The organism is Gordonia sp. UBA7860 (assembly GCF_002500165.1).
Lineage (GTDB): Bacteria > Actinomycetota > Actinomycetes > Mycobacteriales > Mycobacteriaceae > Gordonia > Gordonia sputi.
Map to the genome: position 1 here is coordinate 991 of NZ_DLSO01000175.1, position 15,595 is coordinate 16,585.

The following is a 15,595-nucleotide window of genomic DNA, read 5'->3' on the forward strand; positions in this document are numbered from 1 at the left end:
GCCGGCGGGTGAGCCTGGAAACCGGCACCGCGGAGCTGCACGTTCCGGCGATCTCGCTGTACCGCAGTGCCGGGTTCGTGTCGTGCCCGCCGTTCGCCGGCTACCAGGCAAGCCCGCACAACCAGTTCATGACGCTGCCGCTGTAGCCCGGTTCATGCGCGGCCGCTGCAGGCGGTTCGTGCTCAGCCCGCCGACTTCGCGATCTCCGCGCGCGCGGCAGCCACCAACTCCTCATTGGTGTGTGCGTGTCCCCATAGCCCCCAGCCGCCGGGTGCGGCCTCGGTGAGTAGCACCCAGGTGCGTTCTGCGAGCAAATCGTCACCGGCTGCCCGCACCACCAGATCGGTGAGCTGGGCGACGACGGCTACCTGCTGCTCTCGGGTGAGCGCGCCGGCGTTGGTGAGTACCTGAACGCGGACGTGATGCGCATTTGCATTGACGTCGGAGAACGAACCCGACGGCAACTCATGCACGAAGGCGGCGGTGTTGTCACGGAACATCGAGATGTCCGGAACTCCTTCGACCGTCATCACCGTCGTGGCGGCATCGGCAGCCAGCTGCGCGGTGTCGTCGAAGGTTCCGGCGGGTGCGTAGACGTCGATCATGGGCATGGCAGTTCTCCTTTGTTATCGGATGGGTTCGTATCTCACGCGACGGGTGTGGCCGGCCGATCGAAGCGCGCGAGTTGGCCGCCGGTGATGCGTTGCTGGTTGTCGGGGTCGTCGAGCAGCGTGTACGGGAACACCTGCGCCGGCGCGCTGACCGCGTCCAGTCGAGAAAGCTGCTCGGGTGAGAGGTCGACGGCGAGCGCCGCGAGATTGCTCTGTAGCTGCTCCACCGAGCGCGGCCCGATGATGGGCGTGACGCCCTGGGCGGCCACCCAGGCGATGGCGACCTCGCCCGGTGTCGTGCCCAGCTCTTTCGCCACGGCGATGACCTCGTCGAGGATCGCGGTGCGCTGGGTCGAGTTCTCCGGCTGGAAGACCTTGCCGCCGAAACCTTGCGCGCGGCCGGTGCCACCGTCGCGGTATTTGCCGGTCAGCACGCCACCGCCGAGCGGCGACCACGCCGCGAGCCCGAGGCCAAGGGCATTGCCCGCCTGCACCAGCTCGGCCTCTGCGGTGCGTTCGACGAGACTGTGCTCGAATTGCAGCGCCGCGATCGGCAGCGTGCCGCGGATCTCGGCGATGGTGGCAGCGCGTGCCACACGCCACGCCGGGAAGTCCGAGAACCCCGCGTAGAGAATCTTGCCCGCACGCGCGAGGTCGTCGAATCCGCGGAGCAGTTCCTCCACCGGCGTGACACCGTCGGAGTAGTGGACCCACAGCAGGTCGATGTGGTTGGTCTGCAGTCGTCGCAGACTCTGCTCCACCGAGCTGACCATTGCCTTGCGACTGTTGCCGGTCACGAGGATTCCGGCCGTCGGGTCGGCGCGCTGGGTGAACTTGGTGGCAAGCACGAACTCTTCGCGTCGACCCTGCAGCAGCCGGCCGAGAATCTCCTCGGACTCGCCGAACTGATAGCTGTCGGCGGTATCGAGGAAGTTGCCGCCCACGTCGGCATAGGCATCGAGAATCTTCGACGACTCGTCCGGCGTCGAACCGTGACCCCAGCGGGTACCGAAATTGCCGGTACCGAGGATGACCTCGGAGACGCGCAGCCCCGTGTGCCGACCGAAGGCCCGGTATCGCATGGATCGGTCGTGAATACCGTTGTCGCTCATTGTCTTTCCGTACTGTCGAGATCTGTGTGTCGAAGCGATCGGGTCAGACAACCGCAGATGCGGCTGCCGTTGCGGCACGCTCGATGACGTCGGCGACGACGTCGGGGTGCGAGAGCATGACGACGTGGCTCGATCCGGGGACCTCGGTGATCTCCGCCCCTGCTCGCTCGTACATCCACCGTTCGAGGTCGGGGTTGATGGTGCGGTCGGCGCCCGCGACGATCCCGTACGACGGCCGGTCCCGCCATGCCGCGGCCGCGGCCGGAGCGTCGAGCGCCTCAGCGCGGATGGGCACCTGCGCGTGCGCCATGAAGTCGGCGTCTCTCGTCGGCAGATCGGCCGCGAAGTCGGCGCCGAACTGCTCGGGATCGATCCTCAAGAACCCGTCGGCTCCGGCGATCACCGCGGTGCTCGCCGCCGGGATGCGGGCGTGCAGCGAGTTGGTGGACTCCCCCACATCGGGAGCCAGAGCCGCCACGTAGATCAGTGCTGCGACGCGCGGATGCGCACCTGACTCGGTGATGACCTGTCCACCCCAGCTGTGACCGACCAGAACAAGCGGCCCGTCGACGGTCTCGATGGCGCGCAGCGTGGCGGCGACGTCGTCGGCAAGGCCGGTTTCCGGTTCCTGCACCACGGTGACGAGAAAACCCTTGTCCACCAACCGTTGATAGACCGGCTGCCACCCCGATCCGTCAGCAAAGGCGCCGTGAACCAGAACGATGTTGCGTACCGCGGGTGTCGTTGCCATGAGAGTCCCTTTCGCGTGATGACACAGGCTGAGCGTCAGAGTTTTGATTGTGGTCGCAATCTAAACACAGAAAGATTATGCTCGCAATCAATAGTTCGGACGACAGGTGAGGTGAAGGCGGTGCGGGTCTCGAAGGCCAAGGCCGAGCAGAATCGACGCGACCTACTCGACGCAGCGGGAAAGCTGTTTCGCGAGAAGGGAATTCCATCGACCGGAGTAGCCGAGGTTGCGGCCGAGGCAGGGCTCACCCACGGCGCCCTGTACAAGCACTTCGACAACAAAGACGCACTGGCGGCCGCCGCGTTCACGCAGGCCGCCACCGATGTCATCCAGCGGATTCGCGAATGGAAAGACGAGCACGACCCGTCGTACGAGGACTACCTCGACATCCTGATCTCCACCCGGGTGCGCGACAACATGGCCGGCGGATGCCCGATGATCGCGTCGGCGAGCGAGATCGGCCGCCAGCCCGCAGCCGTCGGCGACAGCTTCGCCGCCGCATTCACCGACCTCGTCTCGCTCATCGAATCGTCACTGCCGGACACCGTGTCCGACAACGCGCGACGCACCTTGGCGACCGCGACCGCCGCCGCACAACTCGGCGCGGTCGCCGTCGCACGGGCGGTGGCCAAATCCGACGATGCGCTTTCGCAGGAGGTCCTCGACGCCACGCGCGCAACTCTTGCCGACGCGGTTCCGGACTGAACACGATCGAGCGGCGTCGGCCACCAAATGTGTGACATTTGCGAACCAATCGAGTCGGAATATCGCCACGGGCGGTCCCAATCCGCGACACATGATTAGCGTGGACGCAGGGACATCCACATCCGGCCCGCCCAGCCCTCGGGTCGATGACAGGTCCGCACATGAGTACGGTCATCCCCCCACGCGCCGACAAACCCCCGCACGCTGACAAGCCCGTCAGAACGCCACGCGCCGTCACGCCGATGCCGACGTCGAAACGTCCACGTCCGAGCAACGTCACGCTCAAGGTGACCATGGCGCTGACCGGCACGGTGTTCGCACTGTTCGTGCTGGTTCACATGATCGGCAACCTGAAGGTCTACACCGGCCCCGGCCACTTCGACGACTACGCGCACTGGCTGCGCACCCTGCTCGAACCCCTCCTGCCCTACGAGGGCATGCTGTGGATCTTCCGCGCGGTCCTCGCACTCTGCCTGGTACTGCACGTCGGAGCGTCGTTCATCCTGATCGGGCGCTCCCACAAGGCCAAGGGTCGCTTCCGGCGCAAGGGCATGAGCATCAAACGACTCCCCGCGACGCTGATGCCCTACACGGGCCTGGTCCTGCTGATCTTCATCGTCTTCCACATCCTCGACCTGACGACCGGGACCCGACCCGCGGCCAGCGACCACTTCGTGTCGACCACCGAGACCAGCTCGCACGCCTATCACAACCTCGTCGAGAGTCTGCAGCGCTGGCCGGTGGCCGCGTTCTACATCCTGGTGATGGTGCTCCTCGGCACGCATCTAGTGCACGGGCTGTGGAGCGTCGTCAACGACCTCGGCGCGACCGGGCACCGCACTCGACGCCTCGGCGCTCTCGTCGCGCTCGTCGTCGCGGCCGCGGTGATGATCGGCAACATCTCGATTCCCATCGCCGTTCTGGCGGGATTGGTGAGCTGACGATGACGCACACCGCACCCGACGCCGCGACGTCTGATCTCGAGGCCGACCTCGACGACCTCCGCCGCATCGGCACCGACCTGACCGGCGGAGTCCCCGACGGCGACCCGGCAACCGCGTGGCAGCGTCGACGCGACGCCTACAAGCTCGTCGGCCCGCTCAATCGGCGCAAGTTCACCGTGATCGTGGTGGGTACCGGTCTGGCGGGAGCCGGATGTGCCGCCGCTCTGGGCGAACTCGGCTACAACGTGTCGTCGTTCACCTTCCACGACGCCCCGCGGCGAGCCCACAGCGTCGCCGCGCAGGGCGGCATCAATGCCGCACGCGCACGCAAGGTCGACAACGACTCGGTGCACCGCTTTGTCGTCGACACCGTCAAGGGTGGCGATTTCCGTGGCCGCGAGGCCGACGCCTTCCGCCTCGCTGAGGAGTCGGTGCGGGTCATCGATCACCTCAACGCCATCGGCGCGCCCTTTGCCCGCGAGTACGGCGGATCGTTGGCCACCCGCAGCTTCGGCGGGGTGCAGGTGTCGCGCACCTACTACACGCGCGGCCAGACCGGCCAGCAGTTGCAGGTCGCGGCGTCGCAGGCCTTGCTCCGACAGGTCGCGGCGGGCACCGTCACCCTCCACACCCGCCAGGAGATGCTCGATCTGATCGTGGCGGAAGGTCGTGCGCAAGGCATCGTCGTCCGCGACCTGGTGACCGGCGAGATCACCGCGCAGACCGCGCACGCCGTCGTGCTCGCGACCGGCGGGTACGGCACCGTCTACTTCCAGTCGACGCTCGCGCGCAACTGCAACGCGACGGCGTCGTGGCGTGCCCATCGTCGTGGTGCGCTGCTGGCATCGCCGTCGTTCATCCAGTTCCACCCCACCGCGCTGCCGGTGAGCGCGGAGTGGCAGTCCAAGACGACGTTGATGAGCGAGTCGCTACGCAACGACGGCCGCATCTGGGTTCCGAAGAAGGAGCACGACGACCGTCCGCCCGGCGACATCCCCGACGCCGAGCGCGACTATTACCTCGAACGCCGCTACCCCGCCTACGGCAACCTCACCCCGCGCGACGTCGCATCGCGGGCGGCCGTGACCGAGATCAACGGCGGGCACGGAGTGGGGCCGCTGCACAACAGCGTCTACCTCGACTTCGCCGACGCCCTTGCGCGCCTTGGCAAATCGACCATCTCCGAGCGCTACGGCAATCTTTTCTCGATGTACCGCGACGCCACCGGCGAAGACCCCTACGAAGTCCCGATGCGTATCGCGCCTGCGGCTCACTTCACCATGGGCGGCCTCTGGTCGGACTTCGACCAGATGTCGTCGATCCCAGGTCTTTTCGTCGGCGGAGAGGTGGGGTGGGGCTACCACGGCGCCAACCGCCTCGGCGCCAACTCGCTGCTGTCGGCATGCGTCGACGGCTGGTTCACCCTGCCCTACTCGGTGCCGAATTACCTTGCGCCCCTGCTCGGTGAGCAACCGCTGCCACTCGATCACGAGGCTGTGCAGCACGCGGTCACATCGGTGTGTGATCGGATATCCCGGCTGATCGCGGTCGACGGAACCACCGGCCCCGACCGCTTCCACCGCAGGCTCGGCGAGATCCTCTATCGCGGCTGCGGCGTCATGCGCAGCGCCGACTCGTTGACGACGGCCATCGCCGAGATCCGCGAGCTGCGCGACGAATTCTGGTCCGACGTACGGGTTGTCGGCAGCGGCGCGCAGTTCAATCAGGAACTCGAACGGGCGGGCCGCGTCGCCGATTTCATGGAACTCGCAGAACTGATGTGCCTCGACGCGCTCGATCGCGACGAGTCGTGCGGCGCGCACTTCCGCGTCGAACACCAGACCGCGCAGGGCGAGGCGCTGCGCGACGACGAGCATTGGACCTTCGCCTCCGCGTGGGAGACCACGCCGACCGGGGAGCAGATCCGCCACCGCGAACCACTCGAGTTCAGTGCGGTGCCGTTGCAGACACGAAACTACAAGTGAGACTTGATCAGTGAGGATGCCGGCATGAGAATCACCATCGAAGCCTGGCGGCAGGCCGACGCCGACGACGACGGGCGTTTCGAGACTTACGTGGTCGACGACGCGACGGCCGAGATGTCACTGCTCGACGTCCTCGACCGCCTCAACGATCATCTCGTCGACGCGGGCGAGCAACCCATCGCCTTCGACTCCGACTGCCGCGAAGGCGTGTGCGGCGCCTGCGGGATGATGGTGAACGGGCGCCCACATGGTCCGACACCCAACACGCCGTCGTGTCGACAACACCTCCGACACTTCGACGGCGCGACGCACCTGCGGCTGGAACCGTTGCGCGCGAGCAGTTTTCCGGTCATCCGCGACCTCGTCGTCGACCGGTCCGCACTCGACAGGGTGATCGAAGCCGGCGGGCACGTCGCGGTTGCGGCGGGTCAGGCCCCCGATGCCGACGCCGAACTCGTCGACCACAACACCAGCGAGAAGGCCCTCGATTACGCGGCCTGCATCGGCTGCGGCGCATGTGTCGCCGCCTGCCCCAACGGTGCCGCGCACCTGTTCGCGGGCGCCAAACTGCTCCATCTGGCCGCACTGACCCAGAGCAAACAGGAGCGTGGCAGGCGGGCGCACGCGATCACCGGGCAGATGGAACAGGACTTCGGCCCGTGCTCCACCTACGGGGAGTGCGCCGACGTCTGTCCGGCCGGGATTCCGCTCGACGCCGTCGCCGGGGTCAACCGCGAGGCGTTGCGATTCGGATTGCGCCGCAAGGCGAATTGAGCGTCACCAGATCCCGATGAGTTTCATCCACGGCGCGCCGATCGCGGTCCAGATGATGATGTTGACCACCGACATCAGGAAGCCGACGCGGAACCACTCACTGGTCTTGATGTAGCCCGACCCGTACATGACACCGGCCGGACCGGACGAGTAGTGCGCCAATCCGCCGAACAGGCTGCCGATGAAACCGAAGACCAGCGCACTGAACAGCGGCGGCGCTCCGGTGGCGACCGCCGCACCGAGGAACACGGCATACATCGCGACGATCTGCGCGGTGTTCGACGCGAACAGATAGTGCACGTAGAAGTAGACGAGCGTGAGGACGGCGAACGCAACCAGCCACGGCAGGCCGTCGACGCTGGAGGCCACCTTGTCGCCGACCCAGTCGATCACCTTGAGCTTGCGGAGTTCGTCGGCCATCGCGACAAGCACACCGAAGAAGATCAGCGTCTGCCACGCTCCGGTGTCGGTGACGATGTCCTTCCACGTCAGCACCCCGGTGACGAGAAGAATCGCGATGCCCGCGAAGGCGGTGGTCGTGGCGTCGACGTTCAGTTGTTTGCCAAGACACCAGAGGACGAGCAGCAGCACGAACGTGGCGGCGAGAATCCACTCGTTGCGCGACATCGAGCCACTCTTCTTCAGTTCGTCGCGCGCGAGGGCGGGGGCCTCCGGTGTCTTCTTGAGCGTCGGCGCGTAGATCTTCGACATCACCCACGGCGTCGCGACGAGGCTGACGAGACCGGGAACGATCGCGGCGAGAGCCCAGTTGCCCCAGGTGATCTCGATCTTCATCTTCTCCGCGGCCTCCTGGGCCAGCGGATTTCCCGCCATCGCGGTGAGGAACATGGCGGAGGTGACCACGTTGACCTGCAGCGCCGTCAGCATCAGGTAGGCGCCGAGCTTGCGCCGCGAGGCGTCGGTCTTCGGCGTCGAGTCGACGAGTTCGGCGAGCGATCGCACGATCGGGTAGATCACTCCGCCCGCGCGTGCGGTGTTCGACGGCGTCGCGGGGGCGAGGATGAGATCGGCGATCCCCATCCCGTACGCCAACCCGAGACTCGACTTGCCGATCGCGCGCACGAAGATCAGCGCAACCCGACGCCCGAGACCCGTGACGATGAACGCCTCGGCGATGAAGAACGACGCGACGATGAGCCAGATGGTCGTGTTCGAGAAGCCCGCGAGCGCCTCTTTGGGCGTCATCGTCTTGGTGACCATCGCCAGCGCGAGCCCGATGATCGCCACCGAACCCGTCGGCAGCGGCTGCAGGATGAGTCCCAGGATCGTCGCGACGAAGATCCCGAGCATGTGCATGCCGTTGGCGTCGACGCCTGCCGGAGCCGGGATGAAGTAGATGATCACGCCGACGATCAGCGGAATGCCACCGCGCCACCACGTGGGGCTGAGATGGAAGTGGTGCGGGTGTTCGGCGTGGTCGGCGCTCGACGTCGGGCTGTCCGAATCGCCGTGATCGGTCGCATCGGACTGCTCGGTCGAACTGGGCTGATCGGTCGAATCCGGGTGATCTGAGGGCGGTGGGTCCTTCTCGGAAGGAGGCGTCACCCCATCAAGGTTCCTCGCCCGAGTAGCATCCGGGCAATGTCCGACGCCAAATCGTCATCAACGCCAACGCCCGTGACCCGCGCTGCTCTCTCGCCCACCTACGCATTGCGCCGAAAACTTCCCGACAACGCGCTCGGAAAGACGCTCTTCTCCCTCGGGATGTCGGTGCGCGTGCCGTACTTCGGCACGATCCTGCCGTTCGTCGACGAGATGCAGCCCGGATACTGCAAGGTCACCGCACCCAAGTGGTTCGGCGTCTACAACCACATCCACACCTTCCACGCCATCGCTGCCTGCAACCTCGCCGAGGTTGCGATGGGCATGCTGATGGAGGCGACAACACCGACGACGCATCGGTGGATTCCGAAGGGAATGACCGCCGACTACCTGACCAAGGCGACCACCCGCCTGTCGGCCGTCGCCACGCTCGCAGAACCCGTCGACTTCGCCGACATCGACTCCGGACGCGATGTGGTGGTGTCGATTTCGATCACCGACACGCGGGGCGTCGAGGTCGTCCACTGCGAGATCACCACCTGGGTCACGCCGACCGCGTGACCTGGCGCACCACTCGCCCTGCCGGGCCCTGGCGAAACTCCTAGGCTGAACAAGTCAAGCAACCGAGAGGACTGACTACATGTGTGGCATCTGCGGTGAAATCCGGTTCGACGGCTCGGCGCCCGACGCCTCTGCGGTCGACACCATGACCTGCTCGATGACCCGTCGCGGTCCCGACGGTTCAGGACTGTTCGTGAAGGGGTCGGTGGCACTCGGGCATCGACGGCTCAAGATCATCGACCTGTCCGAACGCGGCGCGCAGCCGATGGTCGACTCCGAACTCGGTCTCGCGATGGTGTTCAACGGCTGCATCTACAACTACAAGGAACTGCGCGCAGAACTCGAGGGCAAGGGCTACCGCTTCTTCTCCCACGCCGACAGTGAAGTGATCATCAAGGCGTTCCACGCGTGGGGCACCGACTGCGTCGATCACCTCATCGGGATGTTCGCGTTCGCCGTCGTCGACACCGACTCCGGTGTGGTGACCCTCGCGCGCGACCGGCTGGGAATCAAACCGCTCTATCTCTCGGAGACTCCCGGACGGCTGCGCTTCGCGTCGTCGTTGCAGGCGCTCCTGCGCGCGGGCGATGTCGACACGACGCTCGATCGTGTTGCGCTGCATCACTATTTCAGCTTCCACGCCGTGGTTCCCGCACCCCACACCATCTACAACGGCGTGCGCAAGTTGCCGCCGGCCACCGTGCGCGTCATCCAGCCCGACGGACGCAGCACCGAACGTCGTTACTGGGAACCGGTTTTCGCGCCCGACCCCAGCCGTGCCGACTGGGATGCGGTGCGCTGGCAGGACGAACTGATGGATTCGCTGCGCACCTCGGTTCGACGTCGCATGGTCGCCGACGTCCCCGTCGGCGTGCTGCTCTCCGGCGGAATCGATTCGTCGTTGGTCGTGGCACTGCTCGCCGAGCAGGGGCAGAAGGATCTCGCGACGTTCAGCATCGGATTCGATTCCGCGGGAGGCGAATCCGGCGACGAGTACGCCTACTCCGACCTCATCGCCGACACGTTCGGCACCGATCACCACAAGATCCACATCGGCACCGATCGCCTCCTGCCCGCCGTCCCCGACACCATCGCGGCCATGAGCGAGCCCATGATCAGCCACGACTGCGTCGCCTTCTATCTCCTGTCGCAGGAGGTCAGCAAGTCGATCAAGGTCGTGCAGTCAGGGCAGGGCGCCGACGAGATCCTCGGCGGCTACTCGTGGTATCCCCCGCTGCAGGGGATCGCACGCGAAGAGACCACCAAGGCCTACCGCGAGGTCTTCTTCGACCGCTCGCACGCCGATATCCTGGCGCTGCTCAACGATCAGTACCTGCTCGGCGACAGCAACTACGACCCCAGTTGGGAATTCGCACTCGCACACCAGTCCGCCCCCGGTGCGGATTCGGCCGTCGACGCCGCGTTGCGTCTCGACACCACCGTCATGCTGGTCGACGACCCGGTGAAACGAGTCGACACGATGACGATGGCGTGGGGCCTCGAAGCACGTGTGCCGTTCCTCGACCACCAATTCGTCGAGCTCGCCGCGACATGCCCGCCCGACCTCAAGCTGAATCCGAGCGGCAAAGGGGTGCTCAAGGAAGCATCTCGAAAGTTGTTGCCCGCAGCGGTGATCGACCGCACCAAGGGCTACTTCCCCGTCCCCGGCATCCGTCACCTCGAGGGCGGCGTACTCGATCTCGTCACCGACACCCTGCACGCGCAGTCGGCGAAAGACCGTGCCCTGTACCGGCCCGAGACCCTCGACCGGTTGTTTGCCGATCCCAACGGCACACGCACCACGCTCGATTCCAACGAGTTGTGGCAGCTCGCCGTACTCGAAATGTGGCTGCAGGCCATGGAAGACATCACCCCACGGTGAGCGCGGACGACATCACCGACACCGGAATCGTCGACGAACAGGTCGACGAGACCACTCTCGTCAACTTCGACGATCGCGGGTGGCACACCTACGGGCCGTCGGTCTCGCCGGACGGCAGGGCATTCGCCTACATCGTCGACGACGGCGCAGGCTATCCGCGTGCGGCACAACGCGTGTTGTCGCCCGAGGGTGTCGGCGAGCTGCGCTGGGTCAGCGTCCCCGCAACCGGCCCCGTCCGCAAGCTCGTGCACTCGATGGACGGCGAATGGCTCGCCGTCGAGTTGGCGCCGAGTGGCGGTGAGCACCACCAGGTCTGGGTTGTCACCACTGATCCCGACGACAACAGGTCGCATCGCATCGGGAGCAACCGCCAGGAAACCGAATCCGACTGGTCGAACCGGGCGACGCTCGGTTCCCGACGTTCGTTCGGCACTGTCTCGCTCGTCGGCTGGGACACCGACTGGGTCCTGATCACCGCGACGACCCCCGACGGCACGGCGTATTCGGTTCGCGCACATCCCGGAACGGGCGCGACCGAGATACTCGACGTCCGCGTCGGCGGCGAGTTGATCGACTCCTGGAAGGGTGCTGCGCTCCTTCGCGTCGGCCCGCGCGGATACCGCGACATGCTGCTGCTCCGCCGCAACGACGCCGACGACGCCACCGGCTCGGACGAGATGTCGATGTCGACCATCCTGCCCAACGACCCCGGCTCGGTGACCGATCAGGGCTACATCCTCGACCAGGGATTCGACCACCCATCGCTCGTGTTCGTCGGCCCCCCACAGGATTCCAGCCGCGACCTAGACAGCGTGCAGGCCTTGGTGACGAGCGATTTCGATGCCAAGTTCCCCCGCCTGCTCGGCGTCGAGGTCTCCAAGACCGGAAAGCGTTTCCGTGTCCTCGCCCAGCGCGCGGGCGCGGGACTCGACGAGTTCGCGGTCAGTAACGACCAGTCGACGGTCGCGATGCTCTGGAACGTGGGCGGCCAAAGCGAACTGCAGATCCTCACCCTGCCGGATCAGACCCTGCACGAACCGATCCCGCTGCCCGGCGACGTCGCGTCGGACCTGTCGATCAGTGCCGCCGGAACCATTGTCGCACTGACCATTTCGTGCCCACAGCACTCACCGCTCGTCCATCTCGTGCACACGCCGACATCCACCGTGACCCCAATCCGCGACGACGTCATCACCGGCACCGGCCCGTCGTCGGCGCTGCGTCCGGAGTACCGCGAGTTCTCCGCGCGCGACGGAATGCCCTTGTCCGGCTGGCTGTATCGCGCGAAGAGTACCGACGTGGGCCCGCCGCCGTGTCTGCTGTACTTCCACGGCGGCCCCGAGGCCGAGACCCGTCCCGACTACCAGTTCCTGTTCGGACCACTCGTCGACGCCGGGATCTCGGTGTTCGCACCCAATGTGCGCGGGTCGTCGGGTTACGGTCGTCTCTTCTCTCACGCCGACGACCGGTACGGCCGGTACGCGGGCATCGACGACGCGGCCGACTGTGCGGCGCATGTGTGTTCGTCCGGCGTTGCCGATCCCGACCGCCTCTACGTCTCGGGACGCTCCTATGGCGGTTACCTCACGTTGGCGGCGTTGACTTTTCATCCCGAAGTGTTCGCCGCGGGCATCGCGATCTGCGGCATGAGCGACCTCGAGTCGTTCTTCCGGAACACCGAACCGTGGATCGCCGTCGCGGCGTACACCAAGTACGGGCACCCCGAATCCGATCGCGAACTACTCCGCGATCTCTCTCCGATCCACCGCATCGACGACATCACCGCGCCGCTGCTGGTGGTCCACGGCGCACACGACACCAACGTGCCGGTCAGCGAATCCCAGCAGATGGTCGACGAGTTGCGTGCCCGCGGCGGGATCGCCGAACTTCTGATGTTCGACGACGAGGGCCACGAGATCGTCAAGCGCCACAATCAGCAGCGACTCACCGAGGCTGTGGCGCAATGGATCACACGTCACCCCTCTGCTGCGTCGGCACATCGGGAAGTTCGAGACCGCAAGCAGGGGCACGTGCACCATGAGTAGCAAGATGACCAACCGCCTGCTCGTCCAGCTCGCCGAGACCCGGTCGGGCAACGATCGCGCCAACGTGCTCGAGGAACTGCGTCGACTGATTCTCTCCGGCGGCGCGCCTCCCGGAACTCAGATCATGCTCGCCGACATCGCCGACGCGTTTGGTGTCAGCGCGATCCCTGTCCGCGAAGCACTGAAAACCCTTGTCGGCGAAGGTCTCGTCGACCACCAGCGCAATTCCGGTTATCACGTCAGCCAACTGTCCCTTGCCGAACTCAAGGAGATCTACTTCGTTCGCGGTGTGCTCGAGCAGGCCGCTCTCGCCCGATCCGTCTCGAACATCACTGACGCGCAGATCGCTGCGGCCACCGAGTTTCACCAGGAACTCCTGACCGCAACGAAGTTCAACGACGGCAAGGCCTTTCACGATGTGTCGCGGCGGTTCCACACCACGCTGACCGCCCCGTGCGCGATGCCGCGTCTACTCAACATGTTCGACGCGACCTGGAACCTCACCGAACCATTCCAGGTGATGCGGTCCGTCGACTCCCCGACCCAGGCGAAGCTGAACTCCGACCACGCCGACCTGCTCGACGCCTTCACCGCCCGCGACACGTCGGCCGTCCTCGCCGCCGCGGGTGTTCATCACGCCCGGCTCGAGGAAGCGATCATCGAGACCAGCGAATCACTCGGTGTGCGACCGGATCTCGGCTGACGGAACATTCCGGGACGTCGGCTCGGCATCCGGGTTCGCCTCATGATCGGATGCCGCGACGGAGATGTCGGAGGTTGCCGACGCGGCTTCGCCGGAAGAGGCTGCGCGCGGAAAGGCAAGGCGTACCGAGAGATACGCGAACACCGGTCCCAGGAAGTTCATCGCGACCACGGACACCCACGCGGCCCAGGGATTTCCCGCGTCGAACCCAAATCCGCCGAAGAAGGTCGCGAAGTACGAGGCGAAGCCGAGGAACATGCCCGGGATCAACGCGAGCGCCCCGATCCTCCCGGAGAACATCAACGCCGAGTTGACCACGAAGATGATCACCGCAAGCACGAGGTTCTGCGCAAACCGCCCCTCCCCGGCGATCGTGCCGATGTGCGTATCGATGAGCACGATGACGAGCGCGAACGTCGACCCAACCGGCATGGTCAGCCACAAGCGCCTGGCGTTCGCCCAGGACGGACCGCCGAGCAAAAACGTTCCGGCCCAACCGATGAAGATCGCCCAGGGCGGTAGGTTGAGCGCGGTCCCGCCGATGAACGCGGTCAGACCCGCGAGGATGGACGCGACGATCTCGTGGGGAATGCGGTCACGCATGGACAACCTCCAACAATTCGGTGGATCGGGTGGTACGGGCGACGACGCGCCCGTCTTTGATGACAAAGCAGCGGTCAGGCCGATCAAGTAGGGCGTCGGCGACATTGTGTGTCGACAGCACAACGAGATCCGCTCGTCGGCCCGGCGCGATTCCGTACCGGTCGGCGATACCGACGATGTCGGCGGCGGAGTAGGTGGCCATGTTCAGCACCTTGGCGAGATCGTCGGGACCCGACAGATGCGAGATCTGCGCGAGAAACAGGCCGATGTCGAGTAGGTCGGCATTCCCGTAGGGCGTGAAGGCGTTGCGCACGTTGTTCGACGAGAAGGCGCATTGCACACCCGCGTCCCACAGATCGCGCACCGGAACCACACCTCGTCGAATGTTGTGGGTGTCGGTGCGCCCGCCGAGGTGAATGTCGGTGGCAGGCAGGGGAACCACCGCGACGCCCGACGCCGCGAGGTCGGCGAGCACGGCGCGACGCTCACCGACGGGCAGGCCCGCCAACGACGTCATGTGCCCCACCGCGACCCGCCCAGCCATACCGCGGTCTGCGGTGACCTCGGCGATCCGTGCGGCCAGACCGAAACGCGGATCGGACGCGTCGTCGGCGAAGTCGGCGTGCATGTCGACTCTTACCCCGAACTCCTCGGCGAGGTCGAAGACCATGTCGATGTGGCGGTGGCAGTCGGCGACGTCGGCTTCGTTGTAGGTACACCCGCCCACCACGTCGACGCCGCGACGCAGCGCCTCACGCATCAGGTCGATGGTGCCGGGCGCCTTGAGAATTCCCTCTTGTGGAAAGGCGACGATCTGCAGATCGATGCGCCCGCGATACTCGTCGCGCAGCTCGAGCAGTACCTCGACGCCGAGCAACCCGATGATCGGGTCCACATCGGGATGAGCCCGAATCAGGCTGGTGCCGTTGATGATCGCCTGATCGATCACCTGCCGTGCACGGTCGGCGACAGCATCCGGGGTGAAGCGACGTTTGAGCGCGCCGGTCACCGAGATCGCGCCCGCGAGCGTGCCGTCGCGGTTGGGTTCCTCCTTGTTGAGGAGCGCCTTGTCGAGGTGCATGTGCGATTCGATCAGGCCCGGAATCACCACGCGGCCCGCACATTCGATCGTCTCGACCGCCACAGCCGTGCTCTGCGAACAGATGTCGCGGATGTGCCCGTCGTCGATCTCGATGTCGACGACTGGGCCATCGTCAGACAACCGTGCGTCGCGCAGAACCAGGTCCATGTGGTCGCTCCTTCGGTGGTTCGACGCCGCGTCACACGGCGTCGAGATCTGTCTTCACCTTCGGTCGGAGTTGTTTCCTCGCACTGCACGAGCCGTAACGCATCGGT

Annotated in this window: 14 protein-coding genes; 8 read left to right on the top strand and 6 right to left on the bottom strand. The window is 65.8% G+C overall.

Annotated features, from left to right (window positions below; translation table 11 throughout):
• Positions 1 to 182 precede the first annotated feature (182 nt).
• From B3T59_RS21365 to B3T59_RS21375, 3 genes are read right to left on the bottom strand one after another with little or no spacing between them, the layout of a single operon-like run.
• Positions 183 to 611 carry a tautomerase family protein gene (locus B3T59_RS21365; RefSeq protein WP_287005072.1) on the bottom strand — a complete coding sequence of 143 codons (429 nt, stop codon included), beginning with the start codon at positions 609 to 611 and terminating at the stop codon, positions 183 to 185.
• Between the two features lie 35 nt (positions 612 to 646).
• On the bottom strand, positions 647 to 1,723 hold the full coding sequence (locus B3T59_RS21370) for an aldo/keto reductase (RefSeq protein ID WP_287005073.1): 1,077 nt from the start codon (positions 1,721 to 1,723) through the stop codon (positions 647 to 649).
• A 43-nt stretch (positions 1,724 to 1,766) separates the two neighbouring features.
• Positions 1,767 to 2,474, bottom strand: a complete 708-nt coding sequence (locus B3T59_RS21375; RefSeq protein WP_287005074.1) for an alpha/beta fold hydrolase — start codon at positions 2,472 to 2,474, stop codon at positions 1,767 to 1,769.
• Between the two features lie 120 nt (positions 2,475 to 2,594).
• On the opposite strand from B3T59_RS21375, the gene B3T59_RS21380 reads away from it, so the two are divergent.
• The 4 genes from B3T59_RS21380 (at position 2,595) to B3T59_RS21395 (ending at position 6,882) form a co-directional block, all read left to right on the top strand.
• Positions 2,595 to 3,179 (top strand): TetR/AcrR family transcriptional regulator, encoded by a 585-nt coding sequence (locus tag B3T59_RS21380; RefSeq protein WP_287005075.1) that lies wholly within the window; start codon positions 2,595 to 2,597, stop codon positions 3,177 to 3,179.
• 161 nt (positions 3,180 to 3,340) lie between these two features.
• A complete protein-coding gene (locus tag B3T59_RS21385) occupies positions 3,341 to 4,120 on the top strand; it encodes a succinate dehydrogenase cytochrome b subunit (protein ID WP_005203926.1) in 780 nt (259 codons plus the stop codon).
• Between the two features lie 2 nt (positions 4,121 to 4,122).
• Positions 4,123 to 6,108 carry a fumarate reductase/succinate dehydrogenase flavoprotein subunit gene (locus tag B3T59_RS21390; RefSeq protein WP_005203925.1) on the top strand — a complete coding sequence of 662 codons (1,986 nt, stop codon included), beginning with the start codon at positions 4,123 to 4,125 and terminating at the stop codon, positions 6,106 to 6,108.
• Positions 6,109 to 6,132: 24 nt separating this feature from the next.
• Positions 6,133 to 6,882: a succinate dehydrogenase/fumarate reductase iron-sulfur subunit gene (locus tag B3T59_RS21395; protein ID WP_049698827.1), complete on the top strand. Its 750-nt coding sequence runs from the start codon at positions 6,133 to 6,135 to the stop codon at positions 6,880 to 6,882.
• A gap of 3 nt (positions 6,883 to 6,885) precedes the next feature.
• On the opposite strand, the gene B3T59_RS21400 is transcribed toward B3T59_RS21395, so the two are convergent.
• Positions 6,886 to 8,448: an anion permease gene (locus B3T59_RS21400; protein WP_005203922.1), complete on the bottom strand. Its 1,563-nt coding sequence runs from the start codon at positions 8,446 to 8,448 to the stop codon at positions 6,886 to 6,888.
• A 36-nt stretch (positions 8,449 to 8,484) separates the two neighbouring features.
• On the opposite strand from B3T59_RS21400, the gene B3T59_RS21405 reads away from it, so the two are divergent.
• From B3T59_RS21405 to B3T59_RS21420, 4 genes are all read left to right on the top strand, one after another.
• Positions 8,485 to 9,006 carry a hotdog fold domain-containing protein gene (locus B3T59_RS21405; protein ID WP_005203921.1) on the top strand — a complete coding sequence of 174 codons (522 nt, stop codon included), beginning with the start codon at positions 8,485 to 8,487 and terminating at the stop codon, positions 9,004 to 9,006.
• Between the two features lie 79 nt (positions 9,007 to 9,085).
• The gene (locus tag B3T59_RS21410; RefSeq protein ID WP_005203920.1) at positions 9,086 to 10,888 is read left to right on the top strand and encodes an N-acetylglutaminylglutamine amidotransferase; all 1,803 of its coding nucleotides are present in this window, start codon (positions 9,086 to 9,088) and stop codon (positions 10,886 to 10,888) included.
• Positions 10,885 to 12,933: a S9 family peptidase gene (locus tag B3T59_RS21415; protein WP_287005076.1), complete on the top strand. Its 2,049-nt coding sequence runs from the start codon at positions 10,885 to 10,887 to the stop codon at positions 12,931 to 12,933. Before B3T59_RS21410 ends, B3T59_RS21415 begins: the two co-directional genes overlap by 4 nt.
• A complete protein-coding gene (locus tag B3T59_RS21420; RefSeq protein ID WP_005203918.1) occupies positions 12,926 to 13,636 on the top strand; it encodes a GntR family transcriptional regulator in 711 nt (236 codons plus the stop codon). Before B3T59_RS21415 ends, B3T59_RS21420 begins: the two co-directional genes overlap by 8 nt.
• Here B3T59_RS21420 and B3T59_RS21425 read toward each other — a convergent pair.
• Both B3T59_RS21425 and B3T59_RS21430 read right to left on the bottom strand, forming a co-directional pair.
• Positions 13,607 to 14,239, bottom strand: coding sequence for a DUF1097 domain-containing protein (locus B3T59_RS21425; protein ID WP_005203917.1), 633 nt, complete (start codon positions 14,237 to 14,239; stop codon positions 13,607 to 13,609). The two genes, B3T59_RS21420 and B3T59_RS21425, sit on opposite strands and share 30 nt — an antisense overlap.
• Positions 14,232 to 15,488 carry an amidohydrolase family protein gene (locus B3T59_RS21430; protein WP_005203915.1) on the bottom strand — a complete coding sequence of 419 codons (1,257 nt, stop codon included), beginning with the start codon at positions 15,486 to 15,488 and terminating at the stop codon, positions 14,232 to 14,234. The genes B3T59_RS21425 and B3T59_RS21430 overlap by 8 nt, the downstream gene beginning before the upstream one ends.
• Positions 15,489 to 15,595: the final 107 nt, after the last annotated feature.

Coding starts and splice junctions, on each gene's coding strand:
- B3T59_RS21365 (WP_287005072.1), bottom strand. CDS start 611: ATGCCCATGATCGACGTCTACGCACCCGCCGGAACCTTCGACGACACC.
- B3T59_RS21370 (WP_287005073.1), bottom strand. CDS start 1,723: ATGAGCGACAACGGTATTCACGACCGATCCATGCGATACCGGGCCTTC.
- B3T59_RS21395 (WP_049698827.1), top strand. CDS start 6,133: ATGAGAATCACCATCGAAGCCTGGCGGCAGGCCGACGCCGACGACGAC.
- B3T59_RS21390 (WP_005203925.1), top strand. CDS start 4,123: ATGACGCACACCGCACCCGACGCCGCGACGTCTGATCTCGAGGCCGAC.
- B3T59_RS21385 (WP_005203926.1), top strand. CDS start 3,341: ATGAGTACGGTCATCCCCCCACGCGCCGACAAACCCCCGCACGCTGAC.
- B3T59_RS21375 (WP_287005074.1), bottom strand. CDS start 2,474: ATGGCAACGACACCCGCGGTACGCAACATCGTTCTGGTTCACGGCGCC.
- B3T59_RS21425 (WP_005203917.1), bottom strand. CDS start 14,239: ATGCGTGACCGCATTCCCCACGAGATCGTCGCGTCCATCCTCGCGGGT.
- B3T59_RS21410 (WP_005203920.1), top strand. CDS start 9,086: ATGTGTGGCATCTGCGGTGAAATCCGGTTCGACGGCTCGGCGCCCGAC.
- B3T59_RS21405 (WP_005203921.1), top strand. CDS start 8,485: ATGTCCGACGCCAAATCGTCATCAACGCCAACGCCCGTGACCCGCGCT.
- B3T59_RS21420 (WP_005203918.1), top strand. CDS start 12,926: ATGAGTAGCAAGATGACCAACCGCCTGCTCGTCCAGCTCGCCGAGACC.
- B3T59_RS21430 (WP_005203915.1), bottom strand. CDS start 15,488: ATGGACCTGGTTCTGCGCGACGCACGGTTGTCTGACGATGGCCCAGTC.